Origin of the sequence: Rhizobium oryziradicis, assembly GCF_001939045.1 — a bacterium.
Classification (GTDB): Bacteria; Pseudomonadota; Alphaproteobacteria; order Rhizobiales; family Rhizobiaceae; genus Allorhizobium; species Allorhizobium oryziradicis.
In genome coordinates, this window is sequence record NZ_MKIM01000023.1 from 23,892 (window position 1) to 49,351 (window position 25,460).

Below are 25,460 nucleotides of genomic sequence, written 5' to 3' on the forward strand. Positions count from 1 at the left end.
GGCCAAACATGGAATCGGCGACTTCATTGAAATCAAGGATGTCTGCCTCGGCGGCATTGTGTAAAGGCAATTTACCCATGAAAAACCACCCCAAATTTGCCAGCTTTACCACCGGGCAAAGACAGGCCTATGGCCTCATCATCGATGGCGGTGTGATTGATCTCGCGGCCCGCTTTGCCACGCGCTATCCGACGCTCATGGATGTGGTGGTGGCCAATGCATTCAACGAAGTGCTGGAGACTTCTGCTGATCTGAAGCCGGATTTTCCACTCAGTGCCATCACCTTTGATATTCCGCTTGCCAACCCGGAAAAACTGATCTGTGTTGGCGTCAATTTTCCCGATCGCAATGAGGAATATAAGGACGGGCAGGCGGCTCCGACAAATCCATCGTTGTTCATCCGCTTTCCCCGTTCTTTCACCGGTCATGACCGGCCGTTGATCCGCCCGCCGGAAAGTCACCAACTGGATTATGAAGGTGAAATCACCATTGTCATCGGCAAAGCCGGACGCCGTATTGCCGAAGCCGAGGCCTTGTCACACATTGCAGCATTGACGCTGTGCAATGAAGGCACGCTGCGCGATTGGGTGCGTCATGCCAAGTTTAACGTCACACAGGGCAAAAATTTCGATGCTTCAGGCTCTATCGGTCCTTGGTTGGTGCCATTTACCGATGAAAGCCAATTGGCCGACATCAGGCTTGAAACCCGTGTGAATGGAGAGGTGCGCCAAAGCGATCGTACCAGCCGGATGATTTTCTCGTTCCGCAAGATTATCAATTACATCTCGACCTTTACCACATTGGTTCCGGGCGATGTCATTGTCTGTGGCACGCCAACCGGCGCGGGCGCACGCTTCGATCCACCGATTTGGCTCAAGCCCGGCGATGTGGTTGAGGTTGAGGCCGAAGGCATTGGCTTGTTGCGCAACACAATTGCAGATGAGGTGCTCTAGGATGCTGACACGCGATCAAATTGAAGCCGCAGCCATGAGCCTCGATGAGGCCGAAAAAAGCCGTGTCCAGACAGGGCTTTTGTCCTTGAAACACCCTGACATGGTGATGGATGACGCCTATGCCATTCAAGGCGCATGGGTGAAGCAGAAAATCGCCCGTGGGCGAAAGGTGATTGGCTGGAAGATTGGCCTCACCTCGAAGGCGATGCAATATGCGCTGAACATCAACATTCCCGATTCCGGGGTTTTATTTGATGATATGGTGTTTGAAGATGGTGCCACCGTGCCAAAAGATCGTTTCATTCAGCCACGCATCGAGGTCGAAATTGCCTTTGTGATGAAGGCTCCCCTGAAAGGCCCCGGTGTAACGGTGTTTGATGTGCTCAATGCAACGGATTACGTGACGCCTGCATTGGAAATTCTCGATACCCGTATTCTGCGTGTTGACCCGAAGACGAAGAAAACCCGCAGCGTATTCGACACCATCGCCGACAATGCTGCCAATGCCGGAGTTGTCACCGGCGGGCGGGCAGTGCGACCCGATCAGATCGACATGCGCTGGATGGGGGCAATTGTCTCGCGCAATGCCGAGGTTGAGGAAACCGGCCTTGGGGCAGGGGTATTAAATCAACCCGCACGCGGCATTGCCTGGCTTGCCAATCGATTGGCGCAGTATGGTGATGGGATTGAGGCCGGACAGATCGTTTTGGCAGGTTCGTTCATTCGCCCCATTGAAGCCAGGCATGGCGACACTATTGTTGGCGATTTCGGGCCTTACGGATCCGTCAGTCTTTATTTCGAATAAAGAGAGATGCCCATTCAGCCCTTATACGGTTGATCTGGGCGCAATTTTTGTGGCGATTGGTAACGATGTAACCTTGTTTGCCAATGCCACGAGCCAGTTGCGCGCAGATTTCAATGCGGTTTAACCTTCCAAAGGATTGCAAGACGCCAAAGCGGTTACCACCCTTGTAACGCACGTCTCACATCATGGGTGCCTTCCTTTTGTGCGTGCTTTGAGGAGGCCAATAGGCTGCCACACGGCATGGTGGGCAAGGACTATGGTGCTGAGTTTTCCGCATCATCCGGTGCAAGAATGGGTGCGGTGTCAAGAATGGCCGCGACGCTGTCTTTGTCGTCATCCAGCATATAGGCCACCCGTTCCAGGGCGGCGACCAGCATGGTTTGCTCCCAATCTTCGAGTTTTGAAAATCGTGCATGAAACCGTGCATGGATACCGTCCGGGGCGATGCTGAGCACCTGACGGCCTTTTTCCGTCAGGGATAGCCAAACCTGACGTTTGTCTTGCTCGCCCTTGCGACGGTTGATGACGCCCATGGTCTCCAGCTTTTGTATCAGCGCCGTGGTTGTTGCCTGGGTAATGCCCATGCGGCTGGCAATCAAACCGGCGGTCTGTTCCTGTTCGCCTTCCAGCATCTGCAGGAAGATTAATTGCGAGGATGTCAGCCCGGTTTGCTGCATGACAGCTTTGCTATTGTGCTCTGCGGTGCGCAAAATTCTGCGCATGGCCGTCAAGGCAAGCTTGGTTCGATTTTCCACCTGAAGAATCCATGTTCCAATGAACCCACACCATAACTTTCGAAGGCGTCAAAGCCAAGCGGCGTCCCGCGAGGGCGTGTGGAAATAATATTTTGTTAATTAAAATAATATTCTGATTTTTTGATTGAATAACGACGGAGAGTGAAATTATATAACAAGATATTTCTTCGTAAAATCAATATTTTAATGATGTTTTTTATCAAAAATGTGAAAAAATCCCAAAAAAACACGGTTGACAGTTAGTTCGTAAAAACTAACTATATGGCCATGATAAGGAGGGATTATACGTGCAAGCGACCGAAGGACGATCAACGGATTCCAGCAAAAGTCCGATCTCGATCCGGGCTCCAGAATCTGCAGATGGTGCAGATGTCTGGCAATTGGTGGGTGACATCGCCGCCCTGGATAACAACTCATTATATTGCAATCTGCTACAATGCAGTCATTTTGCCCCCACCTGCGCCATTGCCCATCTCGACGGCGAGGTTGTTGGCTGGATGTCTGGCTATATACCGCCGCAACAGCCCGATGCTCTGTTTGTCTGGCAGGTATGTGTCAGCCCCAAAGCGCGCAACCGCGGCTTGGCACAGGGGCTGATTGAGGATGTTTTAAGCCGCGGAGATTGCGCCGCTGTGCGGCATGTGCGCTGCACCATTACCAAGGACAATGCAGCTTCCTGGAAATTGTTTGAATCTGTTGCTCGCCAGCTGAAGGCATCCATCACAAGCCATGAGCATTTCTCTAGCACTGAGCATTTTCGCGGCCTGCATGACACCGAATTTGAAGTGGTGATCGGACCGTTTGAACAGCCAAATACGCATTTCTCGAAGGCGGCATGACCTCTTCCCTTTTTCGGGGCCTTCCATTCATACTATTGGGATAATCTTCAATGACAATATCTAAGACAAACCGCCCAGCTTCGATCGCCACATTCGAGCGTGTTGAAAGCCAGGTGCGTTCCTATTCGCGCAGCTTTCCAAAGATGTTTGACAAGGCGGTCGGGGCAACAATCTACGACATTGAGGGCCGAGCCTATACCGATTTTCTGGCGGGCTGCTCCACCCTCAATTATGGCCACAATGATCCAGACCTGAAGGCTGCGCTGGTTGATTACATCTCGGCAGATGGCATTGCCCATGGGCTGGATATGTTCACGGATGCCAAGGAAGGCTTTCTCTCCACCTTTGATCGATTGATTCTCAAGCCACGGAAGATGGATTATCGGGTGCAGATGACAGGCCCAACCGGCGCGAATGCCGTTGAAGCCGCGATGAAGCTGGCACGTAAAGTCACGGGCCGCAACACCATTATCGCCTTCACCAATGGCTTTCACGGTGTGACCCTCGGGGCGCTGGCTGCCACGGGCAATGGCAAACATCGCGGCGGTGCTGGCACCCCCCTTTCTGGTGTGACGCGGGCGGCTTTTGATGGCTATTATGGCCCGGACATTGATACGGCACAGCTTTTGGACCGGCAGCTATCGGACCCCTCTGGCGGCATTGATGCGCCTGCGGCAATTCTTGTGGAAACAGTGCAGGGCGAAGGCGGATTGAATGCAGCATCGGCCCCATGGCTGCGCAAGATCGAGGCAATTGCGCGCAAGCACGGCGCGCTGTTCATAATCGATGATATTCAGGCGGGGTGCGGTCGAACAGGCGGGTTCTTCTCCTTTGAGGGCATGGGGCTTTCGCCCGATATTATTACGCTGGCCAAATCCCTGTCCGGTATGGGATTGCCGATGGCTGTCACCTTGATGCGCCCGCAATACGATGTTTGGAAACCAGCCGAGCACAACGGCACGTTCCGCGGCAACAATCATGCCTTTGTGACGGCGCAGGCGGCGCTGGAAAAATTCTGGGCGGACGATGCCTTTGAGCGGGAGGTCGCCGCCAAAGCCGATGATCTGGGCAGTCGTTTGCAGGCTATTGCCGATCGCTATGACTTGACCGTGATGGGCCGCGGCATGATGCGCGGTTTGAAAGTCGGCACCGGCCAACTTGCCGCCAGCATTTGCCGCACCTGCTTTGCCAATGGCCTGATTATCGAAACATCCGGCAGCCACGATGAAGTTGTGAAGATTCTGGCTCCGCTGACCATTTCAAACAAGCAACTCAATGATGGATTGGACATTCTGGAGGATGCGTTTGATGCAGCCCTCGGTGCCCATCGCATTGCTGCTGAATAAATCAAGGAGATCAAGATGATTGTTAGAGATTTGAACGAAGCCCGCGAGACAGAACGCCTGGTCAATGCCGAAGGGTGGGATAGCACCCGTCTGTTGTTGGCTGATGACAACATGGGTTTCAGCTTTCACATCACCCGGATTCATGAAAACACCAGCCATGTTTTTCACTACAAACACCATTTTGAAAGCGTGTATTGCGTATCCGGCGAGGGCACGATCGAGGAACTGGACACCGGCAAGGTGCATCAGATCCGCCCCGGCGTGATGTATGCGCTGGATCAGAATGATCGCCACCGCCTCACGACGAAATCAGAAATGGTTATGGCCTGCTGCTTCAATCCGCCGGTCACCGGTCAGGAAGTGCATCGCGAAGATGGCTCTTATGCGCCAGCAAGTGCAGCCGCTTGAAGTCCGACCCTCCAATAACAAACGAAAGGCGTAGACATGTTACAAACTGCCAAAAACTCCGCCAATCACGATGATTATCCGACAAGACTTGCCACGGAAATCTGGTCGGAGCGTAAAGATCCCGTCGTTTGGGGTCAATGGACGCCGCAGGCCCCGCTGACCCGTCAGGAAACCGAGTTTTTCGAAGCCAACGGTTATCTGATTTTGCGCGATGTGTTCCAAGCCGACGAAATCGCAGCCCTTCAGCGCGATTCTCTTCGTATGCGCTCAGGCGAGATGTCCATTCCGGCTGAAGACGTGATCACGGAGCCGGATTCGGATGAGGTGCGTACGGTGTTTCGTCTGGATGAGCACAACCACCTGTTTGAACGTCTCGCCAGCGATGAGCGCATCGCGGGACGGGTGCGCTATCTGCTGGATGATGAGGTTTATCTCCACCAGTCGCGCCTCAATTATAAACCCGGCTTCAACGGCAAGGAATTCTACTGGCATTCCGATTTCGAGACCTGGCATGCAGAAGACGGGATGCCGCGCATGCGGGCCATTTCGGCTTCCGTCTTGCTCACCGACAATGACGCGCTGAACGGTCCTTTGATGTTGATCCCCGGCTCTCATAAGACATTTGTGTCTTGTGCCGGTGAAACACCCGAGAACAACCATGCGCGTTCTTTGAAGAAGCAGGAAATCGGTGTTCCATCCCCTGAAAGCCTTGGGAAAATGGCTGACAAATACGGGATTGATTATGCGGCAGGCAATGCTGGCACCGTCATTCTGTTTGATTGCAACACGCTGCACGGCTCCAATGGCAATATCACGCCGTTTCCGCGCTCAAACGCATTCTTCGTCTACAATGCCTGGTCGAACCGTTTGCAGCAGCCCTATGCGGCCAAGGCTCCTCGGCCCGCGTTTTTGAGCGCTCGCGATCCGCAAAAGCCGATCAAAATCGAAAGCGGCAGGCTACAGCGTCGGGCACCATATATGGCGCACGAAGGTTCGCTGTAATACTCTATATCTGCGGCATAAAGACGTCCGCCCTTCACCGTTTCAACCGAAAAGAAAAACACGCCGTCTTCGCTACACGCAAAGACGTCTGGAGAAACCATGACTTTTGAACTGCCCAACGGCGCTGAAGATCCCAGCCATGAAGATCAAGGCCATACGGTTGAGAAAATCGGCGGCACATCCATGTCACGCTGGCGCGAATTGCTGGACACGGTTTTGATAGGAGATCGGCAAGGTCAGGCCCTTTATAATCGGATTTTCGTGGTGTCGGCCTATTCCGGTATCACGGATGCCCTTTTGGAGCATAAAAAGAGTGGTGAGCCGGGTGTCTACGCCCTGTTTTGCCGCGGTATGGGCAGTGGCGCATGGAGCGATGCGCTGCGCGATCTGACCGATCGGTTTTTGGCGTTGAACAGTGAAATCTTTGCCGATGAAGGGTCGCGTCAATCGGCCAACAGATTTATTCGCGAGCGTGTCGAAGGCGTTCGCTCATGCCTGTTTGATTTGTCGCGTCTGTGTTCTTTTGGTCATTTTCAGCTCGAGCAGCATTTGATGTCGGTTCGGGAAATGCTGTCGTCTTTGGGAGAGGCTCATTCCGCTTTCAACACGGCACTTTTGTTGCGCCAGCACGGTATTCGAGCGCGCTTCGTTGATCTGACCGGCTGGCGCGAGGATAAGCAATACAGTCTGGATGACTGCATTGCCCGCGCATTCGCGGATATTGAACTGAGCGAGGAATTGCCGATTGTCACCGGCTATGCCCAGTGCCAGGAGGTGCTGATGCGCACCTATGATCGCGGCTACAGTGAAGTGACGCTGTCGCGCATCGCGGTTGTCACCAAGGCCAGCGAGGCGATTATCCATAAGGAATTCCATCTGTCGTCGGCGGATCCCAATGTTGTCGGCGTCGATGCGGTGCGGGTGATTGGCGAAACCAATTATGATGTGGCGGATCAGCTCTCCAATATGGGCATGGAGGCTATTCATCCCAGGGCCGCCAAAAGTCTGCGTCAGGCCAATATTCCACTTCGGGTCAAAAATGCGTTTGAGCCCGAGCATCAAGGCACGCTCATCCGCTCTGATCTGACATCGGCAAAGGCACAGGTGGAAATCATCACCGGATTGAAATCGGTCTATGCCTTCGAGTTTTTCGATCAGGATATGGTCGGCGTGAAAGGGTATGATTCTGCCATTCTGGAGGCCTTGCAGCGCCACAAAGTCTGGATTGTCTCCAAAAGCTCCAATGCCAATACCATCACCCATTTTCTCAAAGGCTCCATGAATGCCATCAAGCGGGTGGAGGCCGATTTGTCCGTGACCTTCCCCGACGCCAGCATGTCGCTGCACAAGGTGTCGCTGGTGTCGGTGATTGGCCGAAACCTGCGTGATCCTTTGGTTCTGGCCCGCACGATTGCCGTTTTGAATGAGGCCGGCATCGGTGTGCTGGGCATTCATGACCTGTTGCGCAAGGTGGATTTGCAGGTGGTGGTCGAAGAGCGTGATTTTGATGCCGCTGTGGTCGCCTTGCATCGGGGGTTGGTCGAAACCGGCCTGAATGAAACCGGCCTGAGTGAAACCGGAATGAGTGAAACCGGAATGAGTGAAACCGGAGTGAGCGAAACCGCACCCAACGCAAACCTGCTGCATGTTGCAGCCTGAACATCTCAAAATTTGAGAGACATTGAATGAGAGGCCGCCTGCCTCAAGATCAGGACGAGATCTTTTAATCGTTGAAATCAGGAGAGATTTTATGAAGACTTTAACAAAAGCAATGATTTGTACTGTCGCGATGGCAGGTTTTGCAAGCGCATCCGCCCATGCCGCAACGCTTGAGCAAATCAAGAAAAGCGGCACAATCCGCATCGCTGTTGCCAATGAAATTCCATACGGTTACATGACGCCGGCGGGCAAGGCAAAAGGGGCGGGGCCTGATGTTGCCAAGGCGATCATGAAAGAGCTTGGCATCAAGAACATCAAATGGGTGACCACCAATTTCTCCTCGCTCATTCCTGGCCTGCAAGCTGACCGTTTTGATATGGTTGCTGCTGAAATGGCAATCCGGCCTGACCGCTGCAAGCAGGTTCTATTTTCGGAGCCCAATAGTTCCTACGGGGAAGGGCTGTTGGTGGCCAAGGGCAACCCCAAGGGCATTCATGCTTTTTCCGATTTTGCCAAGAAGCCTGATTTGAAGGTAGCGATTATGGCGGGTGCCGATCAGCTGGAGATGATGCAGAAGCTGGGCGTGAAAGACGGAAATATGGTGACGATTGCCTCCAACGCCGATGCAATTTCAACTGTTGCCACAGGTCGCGCTGATGCCTATGCCGCGACCAGTTTGACGGTGGGCGGCCTTGCCAAGAAGGGCAAGAAAGTTGAAACGGCCAGCGACTTCAAAGACCCGATGATTGATGGCAAGGCTGTGCGCAGCTGGGGTGGCTTTACCTTTGCCAGCGGCAATGAAAGCCTGCAAAAGGCCGTCAATACGGCATTGGCCAAATATAAGAAGACGCCGGAATGGACCAAGAGTCTGACCGGCTACGGCTTTACCGAAGCGGACCTGAAAGGCTCAATGGAGCGCACCACAGCACAATTGTGCAAAAGTGAATAGCGCGTGTGAGAGGCTGTCAGGCTCAGCCTGAACCTCTTCCATCATTGTCTCGCAAGGGAGTGCGCCTGCGCTCCCTTGTTTCGGTTTGAACCCCTTTGATTTTCGGACAGGCCTATGGATTGGACTGAATATCTAGACCCCCTGATGCAGGGCGCATGGGTGACGATACAGCTGACCGTGTATTCGATGCTGCTCGGTGGCATTCTTGCCTTTGTTTCCGGCATCGGCAAACTCTCCAGCAGTTTCGTCATTCGTGGCCTATCCATCACCTATATTGAAATTTTTCGCGGCACATCCCTGTTGGTGCAGCTGTTTTGGCTCTATTTCGCATTGCCGCTGGTCGGCCAGGCGATTGGTATGGATTTGCGCCTGCCGCCGATTGCGGCGGGTGTTCTTGCCCTCGGCCTGAACATTGGTGCCTATGGTGCTGAAGTGGTGCGCGGTGCCATTCAATCGGTGGAAAGCGGCCAGCATGAAGCGGCAACCGCGCTGAATTTTAGCCCGCGTCAGACATTGTTTCACATCACCATCCCTCAGGCCATTCCAGAAATGATGCCGCCCTTTGGTAATCTGGCGGTGCAAAACCTGAAAGACACCGCCCTTGTCTCACTGGTGAGCCTTGGGGATCTGAGCTTTCGCGCCGAACAGATCCGCAATTTCACCCAGGACAGCACAACCGTCTACACGATCCTGCTGGTGATGTATTTCGGCATGGCGCTGGTGCTGACCGCAATCATGCGCTTGACAGAACATGCCGTCAGTCGCTGGCGCACAGTGAGGAGCTGAGCCATGTTGTTTGGATATTCCTGGGATACATCCGGCCCACTTGCCTTTGCCGTGTCCATTCTGCCGATCTTGCTGACCGGCATGTTGGTGACCTTGCATGCCACCATTGTCGGCTTCGGCGTGGCCTTGGTGCTGGGTCTAGTTTTTGCCGTTTTAAAGGCGGCTCCTTTAAAGATCATCTCATGGCCGGCGCGCCTGATCAGCGAATTTATTCGGGACACGCCGCTGCTGGTGCAGCTGTTTTTCCTCTACTATGTTCTGCCGGATTACGGCATCGTGCTGCCAGCTTTCATGACCGGGGCTTTGGCGCTGGGCATTCAATACAGTGCCTATATGTCTGAGGTCTACCGCGCCGGGATCGAAGCCGTGGCGGCAGACCAGCGCGAAGCGGCGAGGGCGTTGAACCTGTCATCGGCACGCACCTTCACCCATATCATTGTGCCGCAGGCCATTCCGCGCATTGTGCCGGCTATGGGCAATTATCTGGTGTCAATCATGAAGGACGTTCCGGTGCTGTCTGTCGTGACTGTGCTGGAAATGCTCAACGTTGCGAAAATCGTTGGTGATCGCACCTTCAACTATCTCATTCCGCTCTCCATTGTGGGCGGGCTTTACCTCATCATGACAATGGTGGCCTCGGCTGGCGTTCGTGCCTTGGATGCCGCTATTCCCAAACAGGGGCTTGCTCTCAAATGACAGAACCGATCATCAAATTTGACAAGGTCATCAAGCGATTTGGTGACCTGACTGTGCTCAACGAGCTGGATTTCGAAGTCAATCCCGGCGAAAAAGTGTCTATCATCGGTCCATCCGGCTCGGGCAAATCCACCGTGCTGCGCATTCTGATGACGCTGGTGAATATTGACGGCGGCATGGTGAGCGTGGATGGTGAACCGCTGTGGCACGAGAAAGGCCAGGACGGCAGTTTGAAACCGGCCAGCGAGGCGCATTTGCGCGCCATGCGTATGAAGCTGGGCATGGTGTTTCAAAGCTTCAATCTGTTTCCCCACATGACGGTGTTGCGCAATATCACCGAAGCGCCCGTGCGGGTTTTGGGCCTTGGCAAAAAGGAGGCGTCCATGCGGGCGCGCGAGCTGCTGGATCTCGTTGGTCTGGCCGATCAGGCCGATAAATATCCGCATCAACTCTCCGGTGGTCAGCAACAACGCGTCGGTATCGCCCGCGCCTTGGCCATGCGGCCCAAGATCTTGTTGTTTGATGAACCGACATCGGCGCTAGACCCCGAATTGGTGGGAGAGGTGTTGAACGTGATTGGCGGACTTGCCGAAGAGCATGACCTGACGATGCTGCTGGTGACACATGAGATGCGGTTTGCTCGAGAAATCTCGGACCGTGTCTGCTTTTTCGATCAAGGCCAGATCCGCGAGGAGGGCACGCCGGAAGAGCTGTTTACAGATCCCACTGAGGAACGCACCCGCGAATTCCTTAAGGCGGTGATTGATTAGAGCTTTGGCCGAAACGTGGGAACCGGTTTTGGGTCCGATGCGAAAACAACAATCGAGAGCGTCTGCAGGCAACGTCGCGAGGTCGATAAGGCGCTCGCGGCGCTGCCAAGCCAAAAGTCATCAAAAACGTTCAGCCAGCAGCCTGAACAAGCACTGCTGCGAAATGGGCCACAGAATTGGCTTCACGTAATTTACTCAAAAGGCTCTTGCCTCGACTATGGCCTGATCCATGCCGATCTCGTACGGAAAAACGTTCTGGTGGATGGCAACCGGATCGAACTGATTGATTTTGATGATGGCGGCCTTGGCTATCGCATGTTCGATATCGCCACCGCCCTGTTCAAAAGCCGTGCGGAACCTGACTATCTTGTGATCAAAGCCGCATTGATTGAAGGGTATCGCCGCGTGAGGGTGTTGCCAGATAGCGCGTTGCTGACCCTGCCGCTGTTCATGGTGTTGCGCAGCGTCACTTATATAGGCTGGATTGGAGAACGGCACGACATGCCAGACGCAATGGAGCGATTGCAGCGCTATAAAGCGGATACATTGGCCTTGGTCGACGATTCTGCCATGATTGAGGATCTGTGGAGTTCACTGCGACCCTGACAGATCCTCAGACATGCTACCGTTTTAATGACATCGGCCTAACTGAAACGGCATGCTCTGCCTTTCATCAACCCCACTTCATTTCGCCTTTTGCTACCTTGGCACCCAGCTCAAGCGTTGATGTGTCTGCCAGGTTCGGATACCGCTTGGTCATGGTTGCGATCAGCTCGGCGCTGTCCTTGGTGCGCCCCATTTCTTCTTCGAAAGCAACCAGATAGTCGCGGGTAAATTTGACAGCTTCGAGACCTTGCAGCGCACCTTCAACCTGATGTCCGGGCACGACGATTTTGGGTGCGCGGGCAATGATGCCGTCAAGCGCCTTGATCCAGGCCGCACGCAATGCAACGGTTGCCGTATCAGCGACCCAGACGTGGTTGCCGGAATCGACCAGAACGCCGCCGAACACGGCCTCAAGCGATGGCACATAAAGATAGCGACGATCATGCATGTCTGGCACTTCGATGATGTCGATTGCATTGCCCTCTAAATCGAGCGAGGTGGCGTCGGAGGCTTGCGGGATCACCACATCGGCCAGCGTTTGTGGGCCATTCTCCTTGAGTTGCGGTCCCCAAACCTTCAATTTTTCTTCGACATTGGTCTTGATGGCCTCAACGGTGACTGGTTTGGCAATGACTTTCGCCTCGGGAAAGGCCTCAACAATCGGACGCAGGCTGAAATAATAATCCGGATCATTGCAGCTGATGTAGATTGTGGTCAGACGCTTGCCGGTTGCCTTGATAGCATCCGCAACTGTTTTGCCATCGGCAAAGGTAAAGCCACCATCAATCAGGACTGCATCTTTCTTGCCCGTGAGCAGCACAGGTGTGCGGCGAAAGCCTGCTTCATTGGCCTGAAAAAATGTCCATGCCAGCGGGCTTCCAGCCGCACGGGCGATGGTCAGGGGCAGGGCGGCTGCAAGGCCGGCTGCGGCGGTAAGCTTGAAGGTTTCGCGGCGTGTAATCATGGGAAGTCCCTCGATGGTGAATTGGCGTGCATCACTATCTCAGGTCTTGAATCGTCAATAAATATCATTCAATCATACAGACTGTATGATTGAATGAGACAATGATGAGCGACCTGCTGAATCTTAATCGGCTGATCTTCTTTACGGCTGTTGTCGAAGCGGGGTCTTTTACTGCGGCAGCCGATCGCATGGGCGTAGCCAAGGCCGTTGTCAGCCACCAGATCGCAAGGCTGGAAGAAGAACTGGGCGTGACGCTGCTGATGCGCACGACCCGCAGATTGCACACGACAGAGGATGGCAAGCTGTTCTATCAGCGCTGCGTGCTGATTTTGCGCGAGGCCGAAGCCGCCTATGGAGAAATGTCGCTGCGCAGTGCCGAGCCATCCGGAACGCTGACACTGACCGCGCCGCTCGATTATGGGGCCGCCGTTGTGGCCCCGACAATTGCGGAGTATCGAAAAGCCAATCCCCAAATGCATGTCGATGTCATCTTTGATGATAGCGTCAGTGACTTGATTGCCGAAAAAATCGATCTGTCCATCCGGGTCGGCTGGTTGCTGGATTCCAGCCATCAGGCACGACGGCTTGGCACATTCGAACAAATTCTTGTTGCAACACCGGCAGTTGCCAGCAGTCTCACGGCGGATCTTACCCCGGCTGGTGCCGCACATCTCCCCTGGATTGCCAACAGAGCGTTGAAAAACGCATCTCGCTGGACCTTCTCCCGTGGCAAGGCGGAGACGGTCACCATCGAAGCCCAACCTATCGTGACCACAGACAAAACACCAGCTGCCTACGCCTGCGTGGCGGCAGGTGTCGGCATTGCCGTGTTTCCCGATTACATGGTGGAGGCTGATGTGCGGGCAGGGAAACTGGTGCACTTGCTGCCGGAATGGACGCTGCCACAGGGCGGCATTTACGCGGTGCTTCCACCGGCCAGATTTCGACCCGCCAAGGTGCGATCCTTCATTGATATGCTGATGGTGGTCGAACGCAAGCGCATGCGCAAAACGGCGATGCTTCCACCTGCCACCCCCGGTTGACGATCATTCGTCTTGCAGAGATCCACCGGCCTCGTTGCGATAGGAGGCGAGTTCATCCAGCAGTTCCAGCAAAATATCCATCCGCTCGCGGCTGAAGCGATTTTCGAGATCCTGATAAATCTTGCGGCTGTCTGGCAGCACCTCGCGGATGATCTTTTCGCCCGCCGGGGCAATTTTGAGAAGCACGCGCCGCCCGTCGGCGCTGTCCTTGTGCTTGGAAATAAAGCCGCGTTCTTCCAGCGAGCGGATCATCCGTGTCAGGCTGGGGGCCAGAATAAAAGCGCGTTCGGCCACCTCTGACGCATCCAGCATGCCCGCCTCATGCAGCACGCGAATAACCCGCCACTGCTGTTCGGTCACATCATGCTGCGCCAGCATGGGTCGAAAGTGGCTCATCACCGCCTCACGGGCGCGCAACAGCGTGATGGGCAGCGAACGGCGCGTGGCGCGTGGCGCTGTCTCACCTTCCAGCGTGTCTGCGTTTTCATGCGGTTTCAGGGGCGCGTCAGCCATTTTCATCGAACTCTTATGATCTTAACACGTTCATTGTGCCATTCCGGCCAGGATCGCAAGACTTGGCAGTCTCAGGCCGGTCGGTTTTTTTGCCCATTGCGCCATTCTCCGGGTGGCAGGCCGGTGCGTGTGTTGAAAAAGCGCGAGAAATATGCGGGATCGTGAAAGCCGATTTCATAGGCAATATCCTCAACCGAGCGCACGGTGAATAACAACAGCCGTTTTGCTTCCAGAAGGCGCCGCTGATCAATGAAGATTTTCACCGAGACGCCATAGGCCTGACGGCAGGCTTTTCCAAGCAAATGCGGTGTGGTGCCAAGGGCCGAGATATAGTGTTCAACGGGCCAGTTTTTACGAAAATGGCTATCTACCAAGCGCCGAAATGCTTGTGCCAGATCATTGCCGCCCTGCGTTGATGCATGATCAAGGCTGGCAAGAGTGGCCATATCATTGGTGGCAACGGCGATGAGGGCGGCAAGGGATGTTGCAGCACCTTGTCGATAATCCTCATGCACGCGGGTCATGATCGTCAGCAGATTTTGCCAGTTTCGATGATCACGCTGGCCCCGCACCATCACCGGTTGATCAAAATTCAACATCGAAAGAGCGGCGATGGGGGGCAGCGCACTATCTGCAATCGAGGCCACGATGGCATCAGAGCAATCTGCATCGACAGTAAAACCATGCACCACTCCGCTGGGCATAAAGGAGGCGGCGGGCGCAATAAAATCCAATTTCTGATCTTCGATGAAATAACTGCCCTGGCCGCAGGTCCACAGTGTTATTTGCGCCATTTTGTCGTGTTTATGGGCATCGACACGGCCATAATGCATATGTCTGCGCTCCATGACGGTCTCGACATGCATAAAGCCGATGTCCAATTGCTTGTCGGGTTCGCCGTAAATGAAAAAGCTCGGAACAGTCATGGAAGGATATCCGCCGAAAAAGTACAATTTATTTTGTCATTCTGTCCATGGTTGACTGGAATGACAAGGGCTACGGTTTGATCAGCGTCAAGGGAGGAGCTGAGATGAAAGTGGAGGGCTGGCGATGCGTCGAGACCAAATTGACATGTGTCGGATGGGTGCTATCGTCTCGGGCAATGCCGAGGTGGAGGAAATCGGGCTGGGTGCTTCTGTTTTGATCCAGCCTGTACGCGCGATCGCCTGGGGTGCCAATTGCTTGGCGCAGTATGGTGCCTGCGGGTTCCTTTATCGGCCCGAGTGAAGCCCGTCATGGGGATGCCATTGTTGCTGATTTCGGTCCTTATGGTTCGGTCAGTCTGTATTTTGAATAACGAGAGAAGATATGATGCCAGCTCCCAAAAACAGCTTCAAACAGGCGCTCATAGACAAGCGTCTCCAGATCGGTTTCTGGCAGGCGCTTGCCAGTCCCTATGCTGTGGAAATTTGTGCAGACGCGGGCTACGATTGGCTGTTGCTGGATGGAGAGCACGCGCCCAATGACGTGCCGATGTTGATGGCGCAGTTGCAGGCGATGAAGGGCTCACGCAGCCATGCCATCATTCGCCCACCGATTGGTGAGACCTATATCATCAAGCAAATGCTCGATATTGGCGCACAGACCCTGCTTATTCCCATGGTGGATAGCAAAGAACTGGCGCAAGCGATGGTCAAAGCGGTGCGCTATCCGCCGCATGGCGTGCGTGGGGTGGGGGCTGCTCTTGCCCGAGCCTCAAATTTCAATCGCATTCCAGATTATCTTCAAACTGCCAATGACGAAATTTGCCTGCTGCTTCAAATCGAAAGCAAAGCGGGGCTTGCAGCTCTTGATGACATCGCCTCCGTTGATGGTGTCGATGGCATTTTCATCGGCCCCGCCGATCTCGCAGCCGATATGGGCTATCTTGGCAATCCTTCCGCACCTGAGGTGCAGGCTGCAATTGAAAAGGCATTTGTGCAAATCCAGTCCCATGGCAAGGCCGCCGGCATTTTGAGCGGCGATCTGGCTTTGGCCAAACGCTATGCCAATCTCGGTGCGACCTTTGTTGCCATTGGCAATGATGTTACCCTGTTTGCCACGGCAACCAGCAGGCTGCTTGCCGATTTCAAAACGGTGGAGCCCGCAAAGGGCGGTGCGGGGGCCAATGTCTATTGATGGTTCGTTGTCCTACATCATGCGCGGCAACACATCGGTTTTTCCGCCCTTGTCTTGAAACCGGTGCTTGAGCGCGCCTGCGACGTGAAGAACAACGCATGCCAGCAGAAGATAGGCGCTGTATTTGTGCAGGGCCTGGAAGACCACGAATGCGGCATCATTTTTTGGCAGAAAATCAGGAAGTCGCGCAATGAAAAAGAATGGGATGCCATCGCTTTGGGTGAATGTGCTCGACAGAAGGTAGCCCATCATCGGAACCAGCAGTGTCAACGCAATGATGAGCCGATGCATGGTGTGGGAGAGCAATTTTTCCCATGCGGCCAACGCCTGTGGAGCGGTGGGGAGAACGGACTTGTACTGCCAGCGCAGGCCAAGGTGAAGCACGGCGATCAGCCACACCAGAATGCCGAATTTTTTGTGATTGATATATAAAAAAGATGATAAATCGCCTTCGGGAAGGCCGGACATATACCAGCCGCAGGCCAGCAATCCCAGCACCAGACAGGCCCGCACCCAATGAACGACCCGAATAGGCAGAGGATATTTTGCCGCCCTATCTCGTGTTTCTTTATCCATCATGGTGACCTGTTTGAGTGGCGCGAAGCACGATCAAAATAGCTTCTCCTGTGAACCTTCAATCCTTCCCATATCAGTCAATCTTCGTCGTTGTGTGGATGTTACGTGGAGGTTTTGTGGATCTCGGTGATCAACGCGCTGCGCTTTTTTGCCCGTTGTCCTGCTTGGTTTCATGCCTTTGGGCGGCGGGCAGCACCAGACTTGCCCTAAGGCCCGTGGGCGCGCGTTGCGCGAGTTCAAACGATCCGCCGTAAAGAGCGGCCATTTCCATGACGATATTCAAACCAAAGCCATCGCCCGGAATGCGCTCATCCTCGCGCACGCCCGGCAGTAGAACGGCCTGAAGGCGCTCGAGCGGAATGCCGGGGCCGTCGTCGTCAATGGTGATCCGCATCGTTGGCCCCTCATGCACCGCCGTGATGCACACCTGCGTTGCCGCCCATTTGAACGCATTGTCGATCAGGTTGCCAAGCATTTCCTCGACATCTTTTTCATCGCAGGCAAGATAGGCGCCTTTGGCAATGTCGGTTTGCAGGCTGATCTGTCTCTCCGCATGGATCAGGCTGACAGCGCCACTCACGTCTTGCATGCAACGGGCCAGATCGGTGCGGGCAGGCGTGCCAGCCGACACCATGACCTTGCGGGCCGCACTGAGATGATGTTTGATTCTGGTGTCGATGCGGATAACGAGGTTGCGCAAGGTGCTGTCTGGATCGTTGGTGCCATTGAGCGCCAGCAGCAGGCTGGCGACGGGGGTTTTCAATCCGTGCGCAAGGTTGGCAAACTGGATGCGGGTTGCGGCAAGCCTCTCTTCATTGCTTTCAATCAACGCATTTGTCTTGGAGACCAAGGGCGCAAGCTCACGGATCGGCATGTCCGCCAAACGCGATTTTTCGCCACGATTGATGGCGTCAATATCGCCAGCCATGGATGTGAGGGGACGCAGGCCGAAACGGATTTGCCACAAGGTACCAGCGATGAGCACAGCGCCCAGCAGCAAAATGCTGGGGATCAGCCATAGCAACGCGCGGATGGCGGGATCTGCCAAAGCGGCTTGTGGCGCTGACACGGTGATGGTCATGATGATGCCACCCACATCGCGGGTGGTTTGGCGCACATAAAGTTTTCGCCCGTGATCGTCTCCCTCGCCGGGAGAGGGGGTTGCGGTCATCATCTGCAGAAAGCTTTGGCGCAAAGGAGGAGCATTGATGCTTTCGCCCAACAGCGAGCGCGAGGTCAATCGCTGTCCCGCACTATCGATCTGCCAATACCAGCCGGAACCTGGCCGATCAAACGGTGGTGTATCCATGCGCGTGGACAGGTGAAGCTTGCCGCCAGCGTCTTTGATCACGGCACCTGCCAGCGCGCTGATCTGGGTATCAAGGCGCTGATCAATCTGCTCGCGGATCACGGTTTTCAGCGCCAGCCACAGCACAACAGAGGCGACCACAAGCGCAAGCGTGACAAAAATGCCGGAAAAAATCAGCAGCCGTCCGGCAATCGACCTTGGTCCGGTGAAGAGAGCAGGTTTCATGACGATACCGCTGCGCTTAGCATATAGCCCCGGCCACGGACAGTTTCGATCGCATCCGCGCCCAGCTTCTTGCGCAATCGTGCGATGATCACTTCGAGAGAGTTGGAATCCACCTCCGCGTCGCCATCATAGACACGCTCGTTCAGCTCGCGGCGATCCACCACCGTTTCTTTTCGCAACATCAGGCATGACAGCACCCGCCATTCCAGCGCGGTCAGCTTGACGGGAAGTCCGTTGAGCTCAAAGGTGCCCAGCTGCGCATCAAACACCAGCGCACCGCAGCTGACACGCGACGAGGCATGGCCCGTTGATCTGCGCACCAGGGCGCGCAGCCGCAAAACAAGTTCTTCGATCTTGAAGGGCTTTGCCAGAAAGTCATCGGCACCCGCCTTGAAGCTGGAGACTTTATCGGGCCATCCGTCGCGCGCCGTCAAAACCAGCACCGGGAGATTGCGCTCGCTGTCGCGCCAGCCCTTCAAAACTGTCACGCCATCTATTTTTGGCAAGCCAAGATCAAGAACGGCAACATCAAACAGCTCGGTCAGTCCTGCGTGCAGCGCATCTTCTCCATTGCGGGCAATGTCAACGACGAAATTTTCTGCTCTGAGCGCCGTTGCGATCCGGCTGCTGAGATCGTCATCATCTTCAACGAGAAGTATGCGCATGGAACAATGGCTTTCATTTGCAAGAGGAGATGAGGTGCAAGAGGAGAAGCAGAATTATCGGAAACGGCTGAACTGAATCTGAACCAAAAGGTTCAGCGAGGTGATAGCTGGCAGGGCGTAGGTTCGGATTGTCAATCACCACGGAGACTGAATGATGACAAACGATGATGATACCCACACACATATTCACCCGCACAAGGGCGAAAAGCCAACACCACCGCATGAGCGCCGCCGTCGCCGTTGGATGGTTCTTCCAGCAATCGCCGTTGCATTGACCATTGGTGCCGTGGGCGGTGCCGGAGCCATGAAGCTGATGCGCCCGGCGCCCGAAATGGCTCCCCTGTCTCCGGTGGCCATTGCCGCGATGCCTGCCTCCAGCCTGGTCACCATCAAGGGAAAGGTTGCAGAGATTTACGGCAACAAATTCATTTTGCAAGACGATAGCGGCAAGACGCTGGTTGAGACGGGCCGGGCCGGAGACGGTGGCAAGCTTGTCACCAAGGATGACGTTGTGACCATTCAGGGCCGGTTTGATGATGGCTTCGTGCATGCCAGCTATCTGGTGGATAAAGACGGCAAAACGGAAGCTCTTCGCCCGGCTGGCCCTCCTCCGCCACCGCCACCACACGGCGAGGTTGGCGATTTTATGCGCAGACCTGCCCCTGAATAGCCTTTTCAACGGTCTTCCTCGACGGTCTCCTTCGGCTGTCTTGGGACCAGGTTGAACCAAAAGCGGTTTGTCACGTTATGTGATGCCCGCTCCATGTCCTTAAAGGAGAAACACCATGAAACGATATCTGATTTCTGCCCTGGCGCTTGCCGCTCTGACCGGATCCGCCTTTGCCCAGCAGCCACCCGCACCACCCGCACCTGCTGCTGCTCCTCCGGCTGCGGACGCGGTTATGCCTCCACCTCCGCCCGGTGGCCCAGCCGATCCGCAGGATCGCGCAGCCCCACCACCACCGCCGCCAAGAGGCCCTGAAGGCCCAATGGGGCCTCATGGTCATCGCCCCCCACCACCACCGCCACCATCGAAGGCCGCCCACTTCCGGGTTGAGGATGGCGAGACCAGAATAGACATTAAATGCGCTGACGATGAACCAATGAAGGCATGCGCTGATATCTTGCTTCAGGTGATCGATCGTCTGAACGGTCCTGTCCATAACTGAGCTATCGCGCCGTGCGCCTGATGTGGTGCACGGCGCTCTGACGTTTTTAATCGGTGCATCATTCCGCACATCGGAAACGATCGAAGGAATGATGCAGCGCGCCAATATTATCGCAACTCGCGCTTGATGATTTCGCAAAACAAATGCCCGACGCCAATATGCATCTCCTGCACGCGCGCCGCCTCTTCGGCCGGAACGTGAATTGCATGGTCGCAAACAAGAGCGCTGTCGGTGGGCTTTGCTCCGAACAGACCGATGGTCAACAGGCCCATAGCGCGTGCGCAATTCAAGGCGCGAATAACATTTGTGCTGCGGCCGCTTGTCGTCAGTCCGATGAGAACATCGTCCGCTCGTCCAAGCGCTTTGACCTGCCGCTCAAAAATCTCGGCAAAGCCGTAATCATTGCTGATCGAGGTCAGAATGGAGGAATCGGTGGTGAGCGCGAGGGCAGGCAGCGGGCGGCGCTCAAGGATAAAACGTCCAACAAGCTCTGCGGCCAGATGCTGACAATCAGCGGCTGAGCCGCCATTGCCGCAAAAGATGATTTTACCACCCTTTCGCAATCGATCGCAGCAGGCCAAAGCGGCAGCCACGATCAAAGGGGATTGCTCGGCCAACAGCGTGTAATTGCGAGCCGTCGTCAAAAAACGCTCTCTGGCTAAATCTTCCCAACCCTTCATGCAACCTCTCAGACATCGGATTGGGCAAGCCTTTCGATGGTGGTGGTGGAATTCTTGCCCGCAACAAGAGGTGCCAGAAACACTTTGCCGCCCCTGGCCATCACGAGGTCTGCACCAACAACGGTTTCAAGCGTGTAATCTGCGCCTTTTATCAGCACATCTGGCTGGATCGCCCTGATAAGCTCTTGTGGTGTATCCTCTTCAAAGATCACCACGGCATCGACCATGCCCAAGGCCGAAAGAACAATGGAGCGGTCTGTGACAGTGTTGATCGGGCGGGTGGGACCCTTCAGCCGGGTCACAGAGGCGTCACTGTTCAGCCCAACAATCAGCCAGTCACACCGATCACGGGCGAATTTCAAAAGCGAGATATGACCCGGGTGGAGAATGTCGAAGCATCCATTCGTAAAGCCCACCACCTTGCCTTGCATCCGATGGTGCTGAGCATGATGCGAGGCTTCCTGCTGTGTCAATATAAGCGGCTGCCCCTTGCGGGCTCCGTGATCGGTTTGCTGTTCCAGAGCCGCAACAAGCTCTTGTGGTGATACTGTTGCGGTGCCGCGTTTGCCAACAACAAGACCTGCTGCCACATTGGCGCAATGCGCGGCCTCAGTGATGGCCATGCCATCCGCAAGTGCGATCCCAAGCGTTGCAATCACGGTATCGCCGGCCCCAACCACATCAAAAACCTCACTCACGTCGCTGCGAATATGGCTGATTGACCCGTCCCGCAGCATCAGCGTCATCCCTTGCGAGCCGCGTGTGATCAGCACGGCGTCGGCATGACTGGCATTCAGACATAACGCGGCAGCGTCTTCCGCTTTTTCGTCCGTGTCCGGATAAATGCCGCAAGCTTGTCTGGTCTCATGGGCATTGGGGGTTATGAGGTTTGCGCCCGCATATTTACCAAGGTCAGGCGATTTGGGATCGACGATGACGGGCTTGTTCCGTGACCGCGCAATTTTGATGGCTTCGGCAAGCAATCTCTCCGTGACGACACCCTTGGCATAATCTGAAACAATCAGAATGTCATGGGCTTGCATGTGCTCACGGATGGCGTCAAGGCAGGCATTTTCGCTGGCAACATCAATGGGTGACGTTATTTCGCGGTCAACGCGCAGCAAGTGATGGCCACGCACTTCGAAGCGCGTTTTGACCGTCGTGGGCCGGTCATCACTGACCAGCAAGACTGTTGTGATATCCGTGTTACTGGCCATGCTGCCCACCAGGCGCGTGGCGGCATCGTCATCGCCGACCACGCCAATCAGCGTGCATTGACCGCCCAACGCGCTGATATTGCGCGCCACATTGGCAGCTCCGCCCGGAAACACACGCTCGGCGCGATATTCAAAAACGGGAGCGGCACTTTCGGGCGATATGCGCGATACCTGACCGTCGACAAAGCAATCCATCATCACATCGCCAATGCAAAGGACTTTGGCCTGGCTGAAAGCAGCAACATGAGTGGCGAGGGCGGTCGCGGGAGACATGGGGCTTCCTTACACGAGTGCATCTGCATCGGGTTTACGCAATTTTGCGGCAGTGGCAAGCCTTTGTTCACGCACGTATGATGGAGCAATCCCGTGCCACAGAGCCTCATGGCCTTATGCTAGAGTCTGTCAGGTTCAAATTGAACCAGACAGACTCTAGCTTCCTTTGTTTGAGTTTGTCTGATCAGAAAAACCGGATTCCACTTTTCCCTGACAAACTCTAAAGAACACTCTCGTGGAACGTGGTGTTGCTCATTCTAAGCGGTACCGGGAAAATGGCAGGCGACCGAATGTCTCGCCGCTTGCAAGACCGGAACCTCCTGAGCACAGCGCGCTTGCGCGCGGGGACAGCGCGTGCGGAAGACGCAGCCGGAAGGGGGAGCCATCGGGCTTGGCAATTCTCCCTCCAGCGGAATGACGATTTTTTCGCGCTCCAGCTTGGGGTCTGGAATGGGAATCGCCGAGAGCAGCGCCTGCGTATAGGGATGTTGCGGGTTGGCATAGAGCGCATCCCGATCAGCAATCTCGACCGTGCGGCCCAGATACATCACCATCACCCGCGTAGAGATATGTTTGACCACGCTGAGGTCATGGGCAATGAAAACCAGCGCGAGGCCCAAGTTTTTCTGCAAATCCATCAACAGGTTGATCACCTGCGCCTGAATGGACACATCCAGCGCCGAGACCGGCTCATCGCAGATGATCAGCTTTGGCTCGACAATCAGCGCGCGGGCAATGCCGATGCGCTGGCACTGGCCGCCGGAGAACTCGTGCGGATAACGGTTGATCAGGCTGGGCAGCAGGCCGACCTGATCCATCGCCGCCTGCACCCGCGCCTTGATCTCCTTGGAGGACAGGCCGTGGTGATGGGTGATCAGCGTCTCAGAGATGATCTGGCCAACCGTCATGCGCGGGTTGAGGCTGGCCAGAGGGTCTTGAAAGATCATCTGGATGTCGGCGCGATGTTTTAACATTTCGCGTGGTGAGAGGCGCAGAAGATCTGTGTTGCCCTGCCAGATCACGCTGCCGGTGGCATCCAGCATGCGGATAATGGCGCGGGCGAGAGTGGATTTTCCACTGCCGGATTCGCCGACAATGCCCAGCGTTTCGCCAGCGCGCAGCTCGAAATTGACGCCATTGACGGCATGAAGTGTGCGCGGCTTTTGCCACGGCAAACCGCCACCCTTGAGTGCAAAGGACACATGCAGATTCTCAGCCTTGAGAAGAGGGGCGGTCATACGAGTTCCTCCACAGGACGAGTGCAAGCCCGTGCGCGGTCTGGCGCGAAACTTTCCAACGGGCGCGGTGCCTCATTGCAGGTGGCAATGGCATAATCACAGCGCGGCGAAAACGGGCAGCCACGCGGCATGTTCATCATATTGGGTGGCACGCCGGGAATGGTGCGCAGCCGCTGATCTTCACGGTCTACCCGAGGAATGGCGCGCAGCAGGCCTTGGGTATAGGGATGGGATGGGGATGCAAACAGCGCCTCCGCTGGCCCCGTCTCCATGACGCGCCCGCCATACAGCACCAGAACCCGCTCGCACGAGCCTGCTACCACGCCGAGATCGTGGGTGACCAAAATCATCGCCATGCCAAATTCGGCCTGCAAATCGCGCAACAGCCGCATGATCTGGGCTTGCACGGTCACATCGAGGGCGGTCGTTGGCTCATCGGCAATCAACAGATCGGGGCGACAGAGCAGCGCCATGGCAATCATCACCCGCTGGCGCATGCCACCGGAAAACTCATGCGGATAAAGCCGGATGCGAGATTTGGCATCAGGGATTTTCACCGCGTCCAGCATGCGGGTGCATTCCACTATAGCGTCGCGTTTGGACATGCCCTTTTGATAGATCAGCACCTCCGCCATCTGATCGGAGATGCGCATATAAGGGTTGAGCGACGTCATCGGGTCTTGAAACACCATGGCAATGCGCGCCCCGCGAATAGGGTTGAGCATTGAAGACGGCGCATTGAGAATTTCCTGACCGTCAAACAGAACCGAACCGCTGGCCCGGCCATTGCGGGCCAGAAGGCCCATGATGGCGAAAGACGCCTGGCTTTTGCCAGAGCCGCTTTCGCCCACGATTCCGAGTGTTTCGCCCCTGTTCAGTGTGAGATTCAAACCGTGTACGGCTTGCACCTGACCGTCTGACGTGTCGAAACTGACGGAGAGATCGGTAATGTTCAAAAGCGTCATATCAACGATCCTTCGGGTCCAGCGCGTCGCGCAAGCCGTCTCCAACGAAATAGAAGGAGAACAGCGTGATAACGAAGAAAAACAGCGGTGCCGCCAGCTGCCACAAAGTGCCATGGGTCATGCTGCCCGCCCCTTCGGAAATCATGGCACCCCAGCTTGTCAGCGGCTCCTGAATACCAAGGCCGAGAAAGCTGATAAAGCTTTCGGTCATGATCATGATCGGCACCAGCAGGGTGGCATAGACGGTCACAACCCCCATCAGATTGGGCAGGATATGCCGCAAAATGATCTTGATGGAGGATACGCCCGTGGCTTGTGCCGCCTCGATATATTCCTTGGATTTGATGCTCAGCGTTTGGCCGCGCACAATGCGGCTCATATCCAACCAGGACATCAGCCCAATGCCGACAAACAAAATGGTGGTGGAACGACCAAACATCACCAGAAGCAGGATCAGCACAAACATGTAAGGAATGGCCATCAGAATATCGACCATGCGCATCATGATGCTATCGACAATGCCGCCTGCATAGCCCGAGATCGCGCCATAGAGCGTGCCAACCACCACTGCGATGAAGCTGCCGATCAAGGCGACCGACATGGACACCTGGGTTGCCTGTACCGTGCGGGCAAACAGATCGCGTCCCAGATCGTCGGTGCCAAAATAATGGCCATTTTCAAAGGATGGCCCGCCCAGATCCGCGACCTGACCCATCACCGAAAAATCCAGTTCGTCATTGGACCAATGGGCGAGATAGGAGCCGAAAACGGCAAAGAGGACGACAAGACAGAGGCCGATCAGGCCTGCAACGGCGGCCTTGTTGCGCATGAAGCGCCGTCTTGCATCGGCCCAGGGCGAGCGACCTTTGACGGCTTGTTCCGTCATGTGTTCTGCCAGCTTTTGCAGCTGTGCTCTTTCAACCATCATCGC

At 55.3% G+C, this 25,460-nt stretch carries 28 protein-coding genes and 2 pseudogenes; 18 read left to right on the forward strand and 12 right to left on the reverse strand.

The window, feature by feature from the left end:
• Positions 1-77 precede the first annotated feature (77 nt).
• From BJF95_RS05240 to BJF95_RS24625, 3 genes and pseudogenes are all read left to right on the forward strand, one after another.
• On the forward strand, positions 78-953 hold the full coding sequence (locus BJF95_RS05240; RefSeq protein ID WP_075638484.1) for a fumarylacetoacetate hydrolase family protein: 876 nt from the start codon (positions 78-80) through the stop codon (positions 951-953).
• A 1-nt stretch (position 954) separates the two neighbouring features.
• On the forward strand, positions 955-1,758 hold the full coding sequence (hpaH, locus tag BJF95_RS05245; RefSeq protein ID WP_075638423.1) for a 2-oxo-hept-4-ene-1,7-dioate hydratase: 804 nt from the start codon (positions 955-957) through the stop codon (positions 1,756-1,758).
• A 28-nt stretch (positions 1,759-1,786) separates the two neighbouring features.
• Positions 1,787-1,882 (forward strand): annotated as a pseudogene (locus tag BJF95_RS24625) (2-keto-3-deoxy-L-rhamnonate aldolase); the annotation flags it as partial.
• Between the two features lie 130 nt (positions 1,883-2,012).
• Here BJF95_RS24625 and BJF95_RS05250 read toward each other — a convergent pair.
• Complete coding sequence (locus BJF95_RS05250) at positions 2,013-2,513, reverse strand: MarR family winged helix-turn-helix transcriptional regulator (RefSeq protein WP_075638424.1); 501 nt, start codon at positions 2,511-2,513, stop codon at positions 2,013-2,015.
• Positions 2,514-2,800: 287 nt separating this feature from the next.
• On the opposite strand from BJF95_RS05250, the gene ectA reads away from it, so the two are divergent.
• From ectA to BJF95_RS05300, 10 genes are all read left to right on the forward strand, one after another.
• Positions 2,801-3,352 carry a diaminobutyrate acetyltransferase gene (gene ectA, locus BJF95_RS05255; protein WP_075638425.1) on the forward strand — a complete coding sequence of 184 codons (552 nt, stop codon included), beginning with the start codon at positions 2,801-2,803 and terminating at the stop codon, positions 3,350-3,352.
• A gap of 50 nt (positions 3,353-3,402) precedes the next feature.
• Complete coding sequence (gene ectB, locus BJF95_RS05260) at positions 3,403-4,698, forward strand: diaminobutyrate--2-oxoglutarate transaminase (RefSeq protein ID WP_075638426.1); 1,296 nt, start codon at positions 3,403-3,405, stop codon at positions 4,696-4,698.
• A gap of 15 nt (positions 4,699-4,713) precedes the next feature.
• The gene (locus BJF95_RS05265; protein WP_075638427.1) at positions 4,714-5,106 is read left to right on the forward strand and encodes an ectoine synthase; all 393 of its coding nucleotides are present in this window, start codon (positions 4,714-4,716) and stop codon (positions 5,104-5,106) included.
• Positions 5,107-5,142: 36 nt separating this feature from the next.
• Positions 5,143-6,108 (forward strand): ectoine hydroxylase, encoded by a 966-nt coding sequence (thpD, locus tag BJF95_RS05270; RefSeq protein WP_075638428.1) that lies wholly within the window; start codon positions 5,143-5,145, stop codon positions 6,106-6,108.
• 99 nt (positions 6,109-6,207) lie between these two features.
• The gene (locus BJF95_RS05275) at positions 6,208-7,767 is read left to right on the forward strand and encodes an aspartate kinase (RefSeq protein ID WP_083638702.1); all 1,560 of its coding nucleotides are present in this window, start codon (positions 6,208-6,210) and stop codon (positions 7,765-7,767) included.
• A gap of 91 nt (positions 7,768-7,858) precedes the next feature.
• A complete protein-coding gene (gene ehuB, locus BJF95_RS05280) occupies positions 7,859-8,716 on the forward strand; it encodes an ectoine/hydroxyectoine ABC transporter substrate-binding protein EhuB (protein ID WP_075638429.1) in 858 nt (285 codons plus the stop codon).
• 114 nt (positions 8,717-8,830) lie between these two features.
• Positions 8,831-9,502, forward strand: coding sequence for an ectoine/hydroxyectoine ABC transporter permease subunit EhuC (gene ehuC / locus BJF95_RS05285; RefSeq protein ID WP_075638430.1), 672 nt, complete (start codon positions 8,831-8,833; stop codon positions 9,500-9,502).
• Between the two features lie 3 nt (positions 9,503-9,505).
• The gene (gene ehuD, locus BJF95_RS05290) at positions 9,506-10,198 is read left to right on the forward strand and encodes an ectoine/hydroxyectoine ABC transporter permease subunit EhuD (RefSeq protein ID WP_075638431.1); all 693 of its coding nucleotides are present in this window, start codon (positions 9,506-9,508) and stop codon (positions 10,196-10,198) included.
• The gene (gene ehuA / locus BJF95_RS05295; protein WP_075638432.1) at positions 10,195-10,968 is read left to right on the forward strand and encodes an ectoine/hydroxyectoine ABC transporter ATP-binding protein EhuA; all 774 of its coding nucleotides are present in this window, start codon (positions 10,195-10,197) and stop codon (positions 10,966-10,968) included. The genes ehuD and ehuA overlap by 4 nt, the downstream gene beginning before the upstream one ends.
• Positions 10,969-10,983: 15 nt before the next feature.
• Complete coding sequence (locus tag BJF95_RS05300; protein WP_083638703.1) at positions 10,984-11,574, forward strand: phosphotransferase; 591 nt, start codon at positions 10,984-10,986, stop codon at positions 11,572-11,574.
• Positions 11,575-11,641: 67 nt separating this feature from the next.
• Here BJF95_RS05300 and BJF95_RS05305 read toward each other — a convergent pair whose 3' ends face one another.
• A complete protein-coding gene (locus BJF95_RS05305) occupies positions 11,642-12,538 on the reverse strand; it encodes an MBL fold metallo-hydrolase (RefSeq protein ID WP_075638433.1) in 897 nt (298 codons plus the stop codon).
• Between the two features lie 104 nt (positions 12,539-12,642).
• Here BJF95_RS05305 and BJF95_RS05310 point away from each other — a divergent pair, with 104 nt between their 5' ends.
• On the forward strand, positions 12,643-13,581 hold the full coding sequence (locus tag BJF95_RS05310; protein WP_075638434.1) for a LysR family transcriptional regulator: 939 nt from the start codon (positions 12,643-12,645) through the stop codon (positions 13,579-13,581).
• Positions 13,582-13,584: 3 nt separating this feature from the next.
• Here BJF95_RS05310 and hpaR read toward each other — a convergent pair whose 3' ends face one another.
• Together hpaR and BJF95_RS05320 are read right to left on the reverse strand one after the other, a co-directional pair.
• Positions 13,585-14,094 carry a homoprotocatechuate degradation operon regulator HpaR gene (gene hpaR / locus BJF95_RS05315; RefSeq protein WP_075638486.1) on the reverse strand — a complete coding sequence of 170 codons (510 nt, stop codon included), beginning with the start codon at positions 14,092-14,094 and terminating at the stop codon, positions 13,585-13,587.
• A gap of 71 nt (positions 14,095-14,165) precedes the next feature.
• Positions 14,166-15,020, reverse strand: a complete 855-nt coding sequence (locus tag BJF95_RS05320; RefSeq protein WP_075638435.1) for a helix-turn-helix domain-containing protein — start codon at positions 15,018-15,020, stop codon at positions 14,166-14,168.
• Between the two features lie 112 nt (positions 15,021-15,132).
• On the opposite strand from BJF95_RS05320, the pseudogene BJF95_RS23620 reads away from it, so the two are divergent.
• Both BJF95_RS23620 and hpaI read left to right on the forward strand, forming a co-directional pair.
• Positions 15,133-15,391 (forward strand): annotated as a pseudogene (locus tag BJF95_RS23620) (2-oxo-hepta-3-ene-1,7-dioic acid hydratase); the annotation flags it as partial.
• A gap of 14 nt (positions 15,392-15,405) precedes the next feature.
• Positions 15,406-16,212 (forward strand): 4-hydroxy-2-oxoheptanedioate aldolase, encoded by an 807-nt coding sequence (hpaI, locus tag BJF95_RS05325; RefSeq protein ID WP_075638487.1) that lies wholly within the window; start codon positions 15,406-15,408, stop codon positions 16,210-16,212.
• A gap of 12 nt (positions 16,213-16,224) precedes the next feature.
• Here hpaI and BJF95_RS05330 read toward each other — a convergent pair whose 3' ends face one another.
• The 3 genes from BJF95_RS05330 to BJF95_RS05340 all read right to left on the reverse strand — a co-directional run bounded on the left by BJF95_RS05330 (position 16,225) and on the right by BJF95_RS05340 (position 18,987).
• Positions 16,225-16,788, reverse strand: coding sequence for a cytochrome b (locus BJF95_RS05330; protein WP_075638488.1), 564 nt, complete (start codon positions 16,786-16,788; stop codon positions 16,225-16,227).
• 130 nt (positions 16,789-16,918) lie between these two features.
• Positions 16,919-18,322: a sensor histidine kinase gene (locus tag BJF95_RS05335; RefSeq protein WP_075638436.1), complete on the reverse strand. Its 1,404-nt coding sequence runs from the start codon at positions 18,320-18,322 to the stop codon at positions 16,919-16,921.
• Positions 18,319-18,987, reverse strand: a complete 669-nt coding sequence (locus tag BJF95_RS05340) for a response regulator transcription factor (RefSeq protein WP_075638437.1) — start codon at positions 18,985-18,987, stop codon at positions 18,319-18,321. The genes BJF95_RS05335 and BJF95_RS05340 overlap by 4 nt, the downstream gene beginning before the upstream one ends.
• A 154-nt stretch (positions 18,988-19,141) precedes the next feature.
• On the opposite strand from BJF95_RS05340, the gene BJF95_RS05345 reads away from it, so the two are divergent.
• Together BJF95_RS05345 and BJF95_RS05350 are read left to right on the forward strand one after the other, a co-directional pair.
• Positions 19,142-19,657: a hypothetical protein gene (locus BJF95_RS05345; RefSeq protein WP_075638489.1), complete on the forward strand. Its 516-nt coding sequence runs from the start codon at positions 19,142-19,144 to the stop codon at positions 19,655-19,657.
• 115 nt (positions 19,658-19,772) lie between these two features.
• A complete protein-coding gene (locus BJF95_RS05350) occupies positions 19,773-20,156 on the forward strand; it encodes a hypothetical protein (protein WP_075638438.1) in 384 nt (127 codons plus the stop codon).
• A gap of 107 nt (positions 20,157-20,263) precedes the next feature.
• On the opposite strand, the gene BJF95_RS05355 is transcribed toward BJF95_RS05350, so the two are convergent.
• From BJF95_RS05355 to BJF95_RS05375, 5 genes are all read right to left on the reverse strand, one after another.
• Positions 20,264-20,800: a D-sedoheptulose-7-phosphate isomerase gene (locus tag BJF95_RS05355; RefSeq protein WP_075638490.1), complete on the reverse strand. Its 537-nt coding sequence runs from the start codon at positions 20,798-20,800 to the stop codon at positions 20,264-20,266.
• A 44-nt stretch (positions 20,801-20,844) separates the two neighbouring features.
• Positions 20,845-22,326 (reverse strand): D-glycero-beta-D-manno-heptose-7-phosphate kinase, encoded by a 1,482-nt coding sequence (gene rfaE1 / locus BJF95_RS05360; protein ID WP_075638439.1) that lies wholly within the window; start codon positions 22,324-22,326, stop codon positions 20,845-20,847.
• A 257-nt stretch (positions 22,327-22,583) separates the two neighbouring features.
• Positions 22,584-23,564, reverse strand: coding sequence for an ABC transporter ATP-binding protein (locus BJF95_RS05365; RefSeq protein WP_075638440.1), 981 nt, complete (start codon positions 23,562-23,564; stop codon positions 22,584-22,586).
• Positions 23,561-24,529 carry an oligopeptide/dipeptide ABC transporter ATP-binding protein gene (locus tag BJF95_RS05370; RefSeq protein ID WP_075638441.1) on the reverse strand — a complete coding sequence of 323 codons (969 nt, stop codon included), beginning with the start codon at positions 24,527-24,529 and terminating at the stop codon, positions 23,561-23,563. Before BJF95_RS05370 ends, BJF95_RS05365 begins: the two co-directional genes overlap by 4 nt.
• A 1-nt stretch (position 24,530) precedes the next feature.
• Complete coding sequence (locus BJF95_RS05375) at positions 24,531-25,457, reverse strand: ABC transporter permease subunit (RefSeq protein WP_175577204.1); 927 nt, start codon at positions 25,455-25,457, stop codon at positions 24,531-24,533.
• Positions 25,458-25,460: the final 3 nt, after the last annotated feature.

Bases quoted from the DNA above. Each gene is read 5' to 3' on its own strand.
- ehuC (WP_075638430.1), top strand. From the start codon at position 8,831: ATGGATTGGACTGAATATCTAGACCCCCTGATGCAGGGCGCATGGGTG.
- hpaI (WP_075638487.1), top strand. From the start codon at position 15,406: ATGCCAGCTCCCAAAAACAGCTTCAAACAGGCGCTCATAGACAAGCGT.
- ectB (WP_075638426.1), top strand. From the start codon at position 3,403: ATGACAATATCTAAGACAAACCGCCCAGCTTCGATCGCCACATTCGAG.
- BJF95_RS05265 (WP_075638427.1), top strand. From the start codon at position 4,714: ATGATTGTTAGAGATTTGAACGAAGCCCGCGAGACAGAACGCCTGGTC.
- BJF95_RS05335 (WP_075638436.1), bottom strand. From the start codon at position 18,322: ATGAAACCTGCTCTCTTCACCGGACCAAGGTCGATTGCCGGACGGCTG.
- BJF95_RS05240 (WP_075638484.1), top strand. From the start codon at position 78: ATGAAAAACCACCCCAAATTTGCCAGCTTTACCACCGGGCAAAGACAG.
- BJF95_RS05375 (WP_175577204.1), bottom strand. From the start codon at position 25,457: ATGATGGTTGAAAGAGCACAGCTGCAAAAGCTGGCAGAACACATGACG.
- BJF95_RS05310 (WP_075638434.1), top strand. From the start codon at position 12,643: ATGAGCGACCTGCTGAATCTTAATCGGCTGATCTTCTTTACGGCTGTT.
- BJF95_RS05275 (WP_083638702.1), top strand. From the start codon at position 6,208: ATGACTTTTGAACTGCCCAACGGCGCTGAAGATCCCAGCCATGAAGAT.
- thpD (WP_075638428.1), top strand. From the start codon at position 5,143: ATGTTACAAACTGCCAAAAACTCCGCCAATCACGATGATTATCCGACA.
- BJF95_RS05345 (WP_075638489.1), top strand. From the start codon at position 19,142: ATGACAAACGATGATGATACCCACACACATATTCACCCGCACAAGGGC.
- BJF95_RS05340 (WP_075638437.1), bottom strand. From the start codon at position 18,987: ATGCGCATACTTCTCGTTGAAGATGATGACGATCTCAGCAGCCGGATC.
- ehuD (WP_075638431.1), top strand. From the start codon at position 9,506: ATGTTGTTTGGATATTCCTGGGATACATCCGGCCCACTTGCCTTTGCC.
- BJF95_RS05350 (WP_075638438.1), top strand. From the start codon at position 19,773: ATGAAACGATATCTGATTTCTGCCCTGGCGCTTGCCGCTCTGACCGGA.
- ehuA (WP_075638432.1), top strand. From the start codon at position 10,195: ATGACAGAACCGATCATCAAATTTGACAAGGTCATCAAGCGATTTGGT.
- hpaH (WP_075638423.1), top strand. From the start codon at position 955: ATGCTGACACGCGATCAAATTGAAGCCGCAGCCATGAGCCTCGATGAG.
- BJF95_RS05305 (WP_075638433.1), bottom strand. From the start codon at position 12,538: ATGATTACACGCCGCGAAACCTTCAAGCTTACCGCCGCAGCCGGCCTT.
- BJF95_RS05365 (WP_075638440.1), bottom strand. From the start codon at position 23,564: ATGACCGCCCCTCTTCTCAAGGCTGAGAATCTGCATGTGTCCTTTGCA.
- BJF95_RS05330 (WP_075638488.1), bottom strand. From the start codon at position 16,788: ATGGATAAAGAAACACGAGATAGGGCGGCAAAATATCCTCTGCCTATT.
- hpaR (WP_075638486.1), bottom strand. From the start codon at position 14,094: ATGGCTGACGCGCCCCTGAAACCGCATGAAAACGCAGACACGCTGGAA.
- BJF95_RS05320 (WP_075638435.1), bottom strand. From the start codon at position 15,020: ATGACTGTTCCGAGCTTTTTCATTTACGGCGAACCCGACAAGCAATTG.
- BJF95_RS05370 (WP_075638441.1), bottom strand. From the start codon at position 24,529: ATGACGCTTTTGAACATTACCGATCTCTCCGTCAGTTTCGACACGTCA.
- rfaE1 (WP_075638439.1), bottom strand. From the start codon at position 22,326: ATGTCTCCCGCGACCGCCCTCGCCACTCATGTTGCTGCTTTCAGCCAG.
- ehuB (WP_075638429.1), top strand. From the start codon at position 7,859: ATGAAGACTTTAACAAAAGCAATGATTTGTACTGTCGCGATGGCAGGT.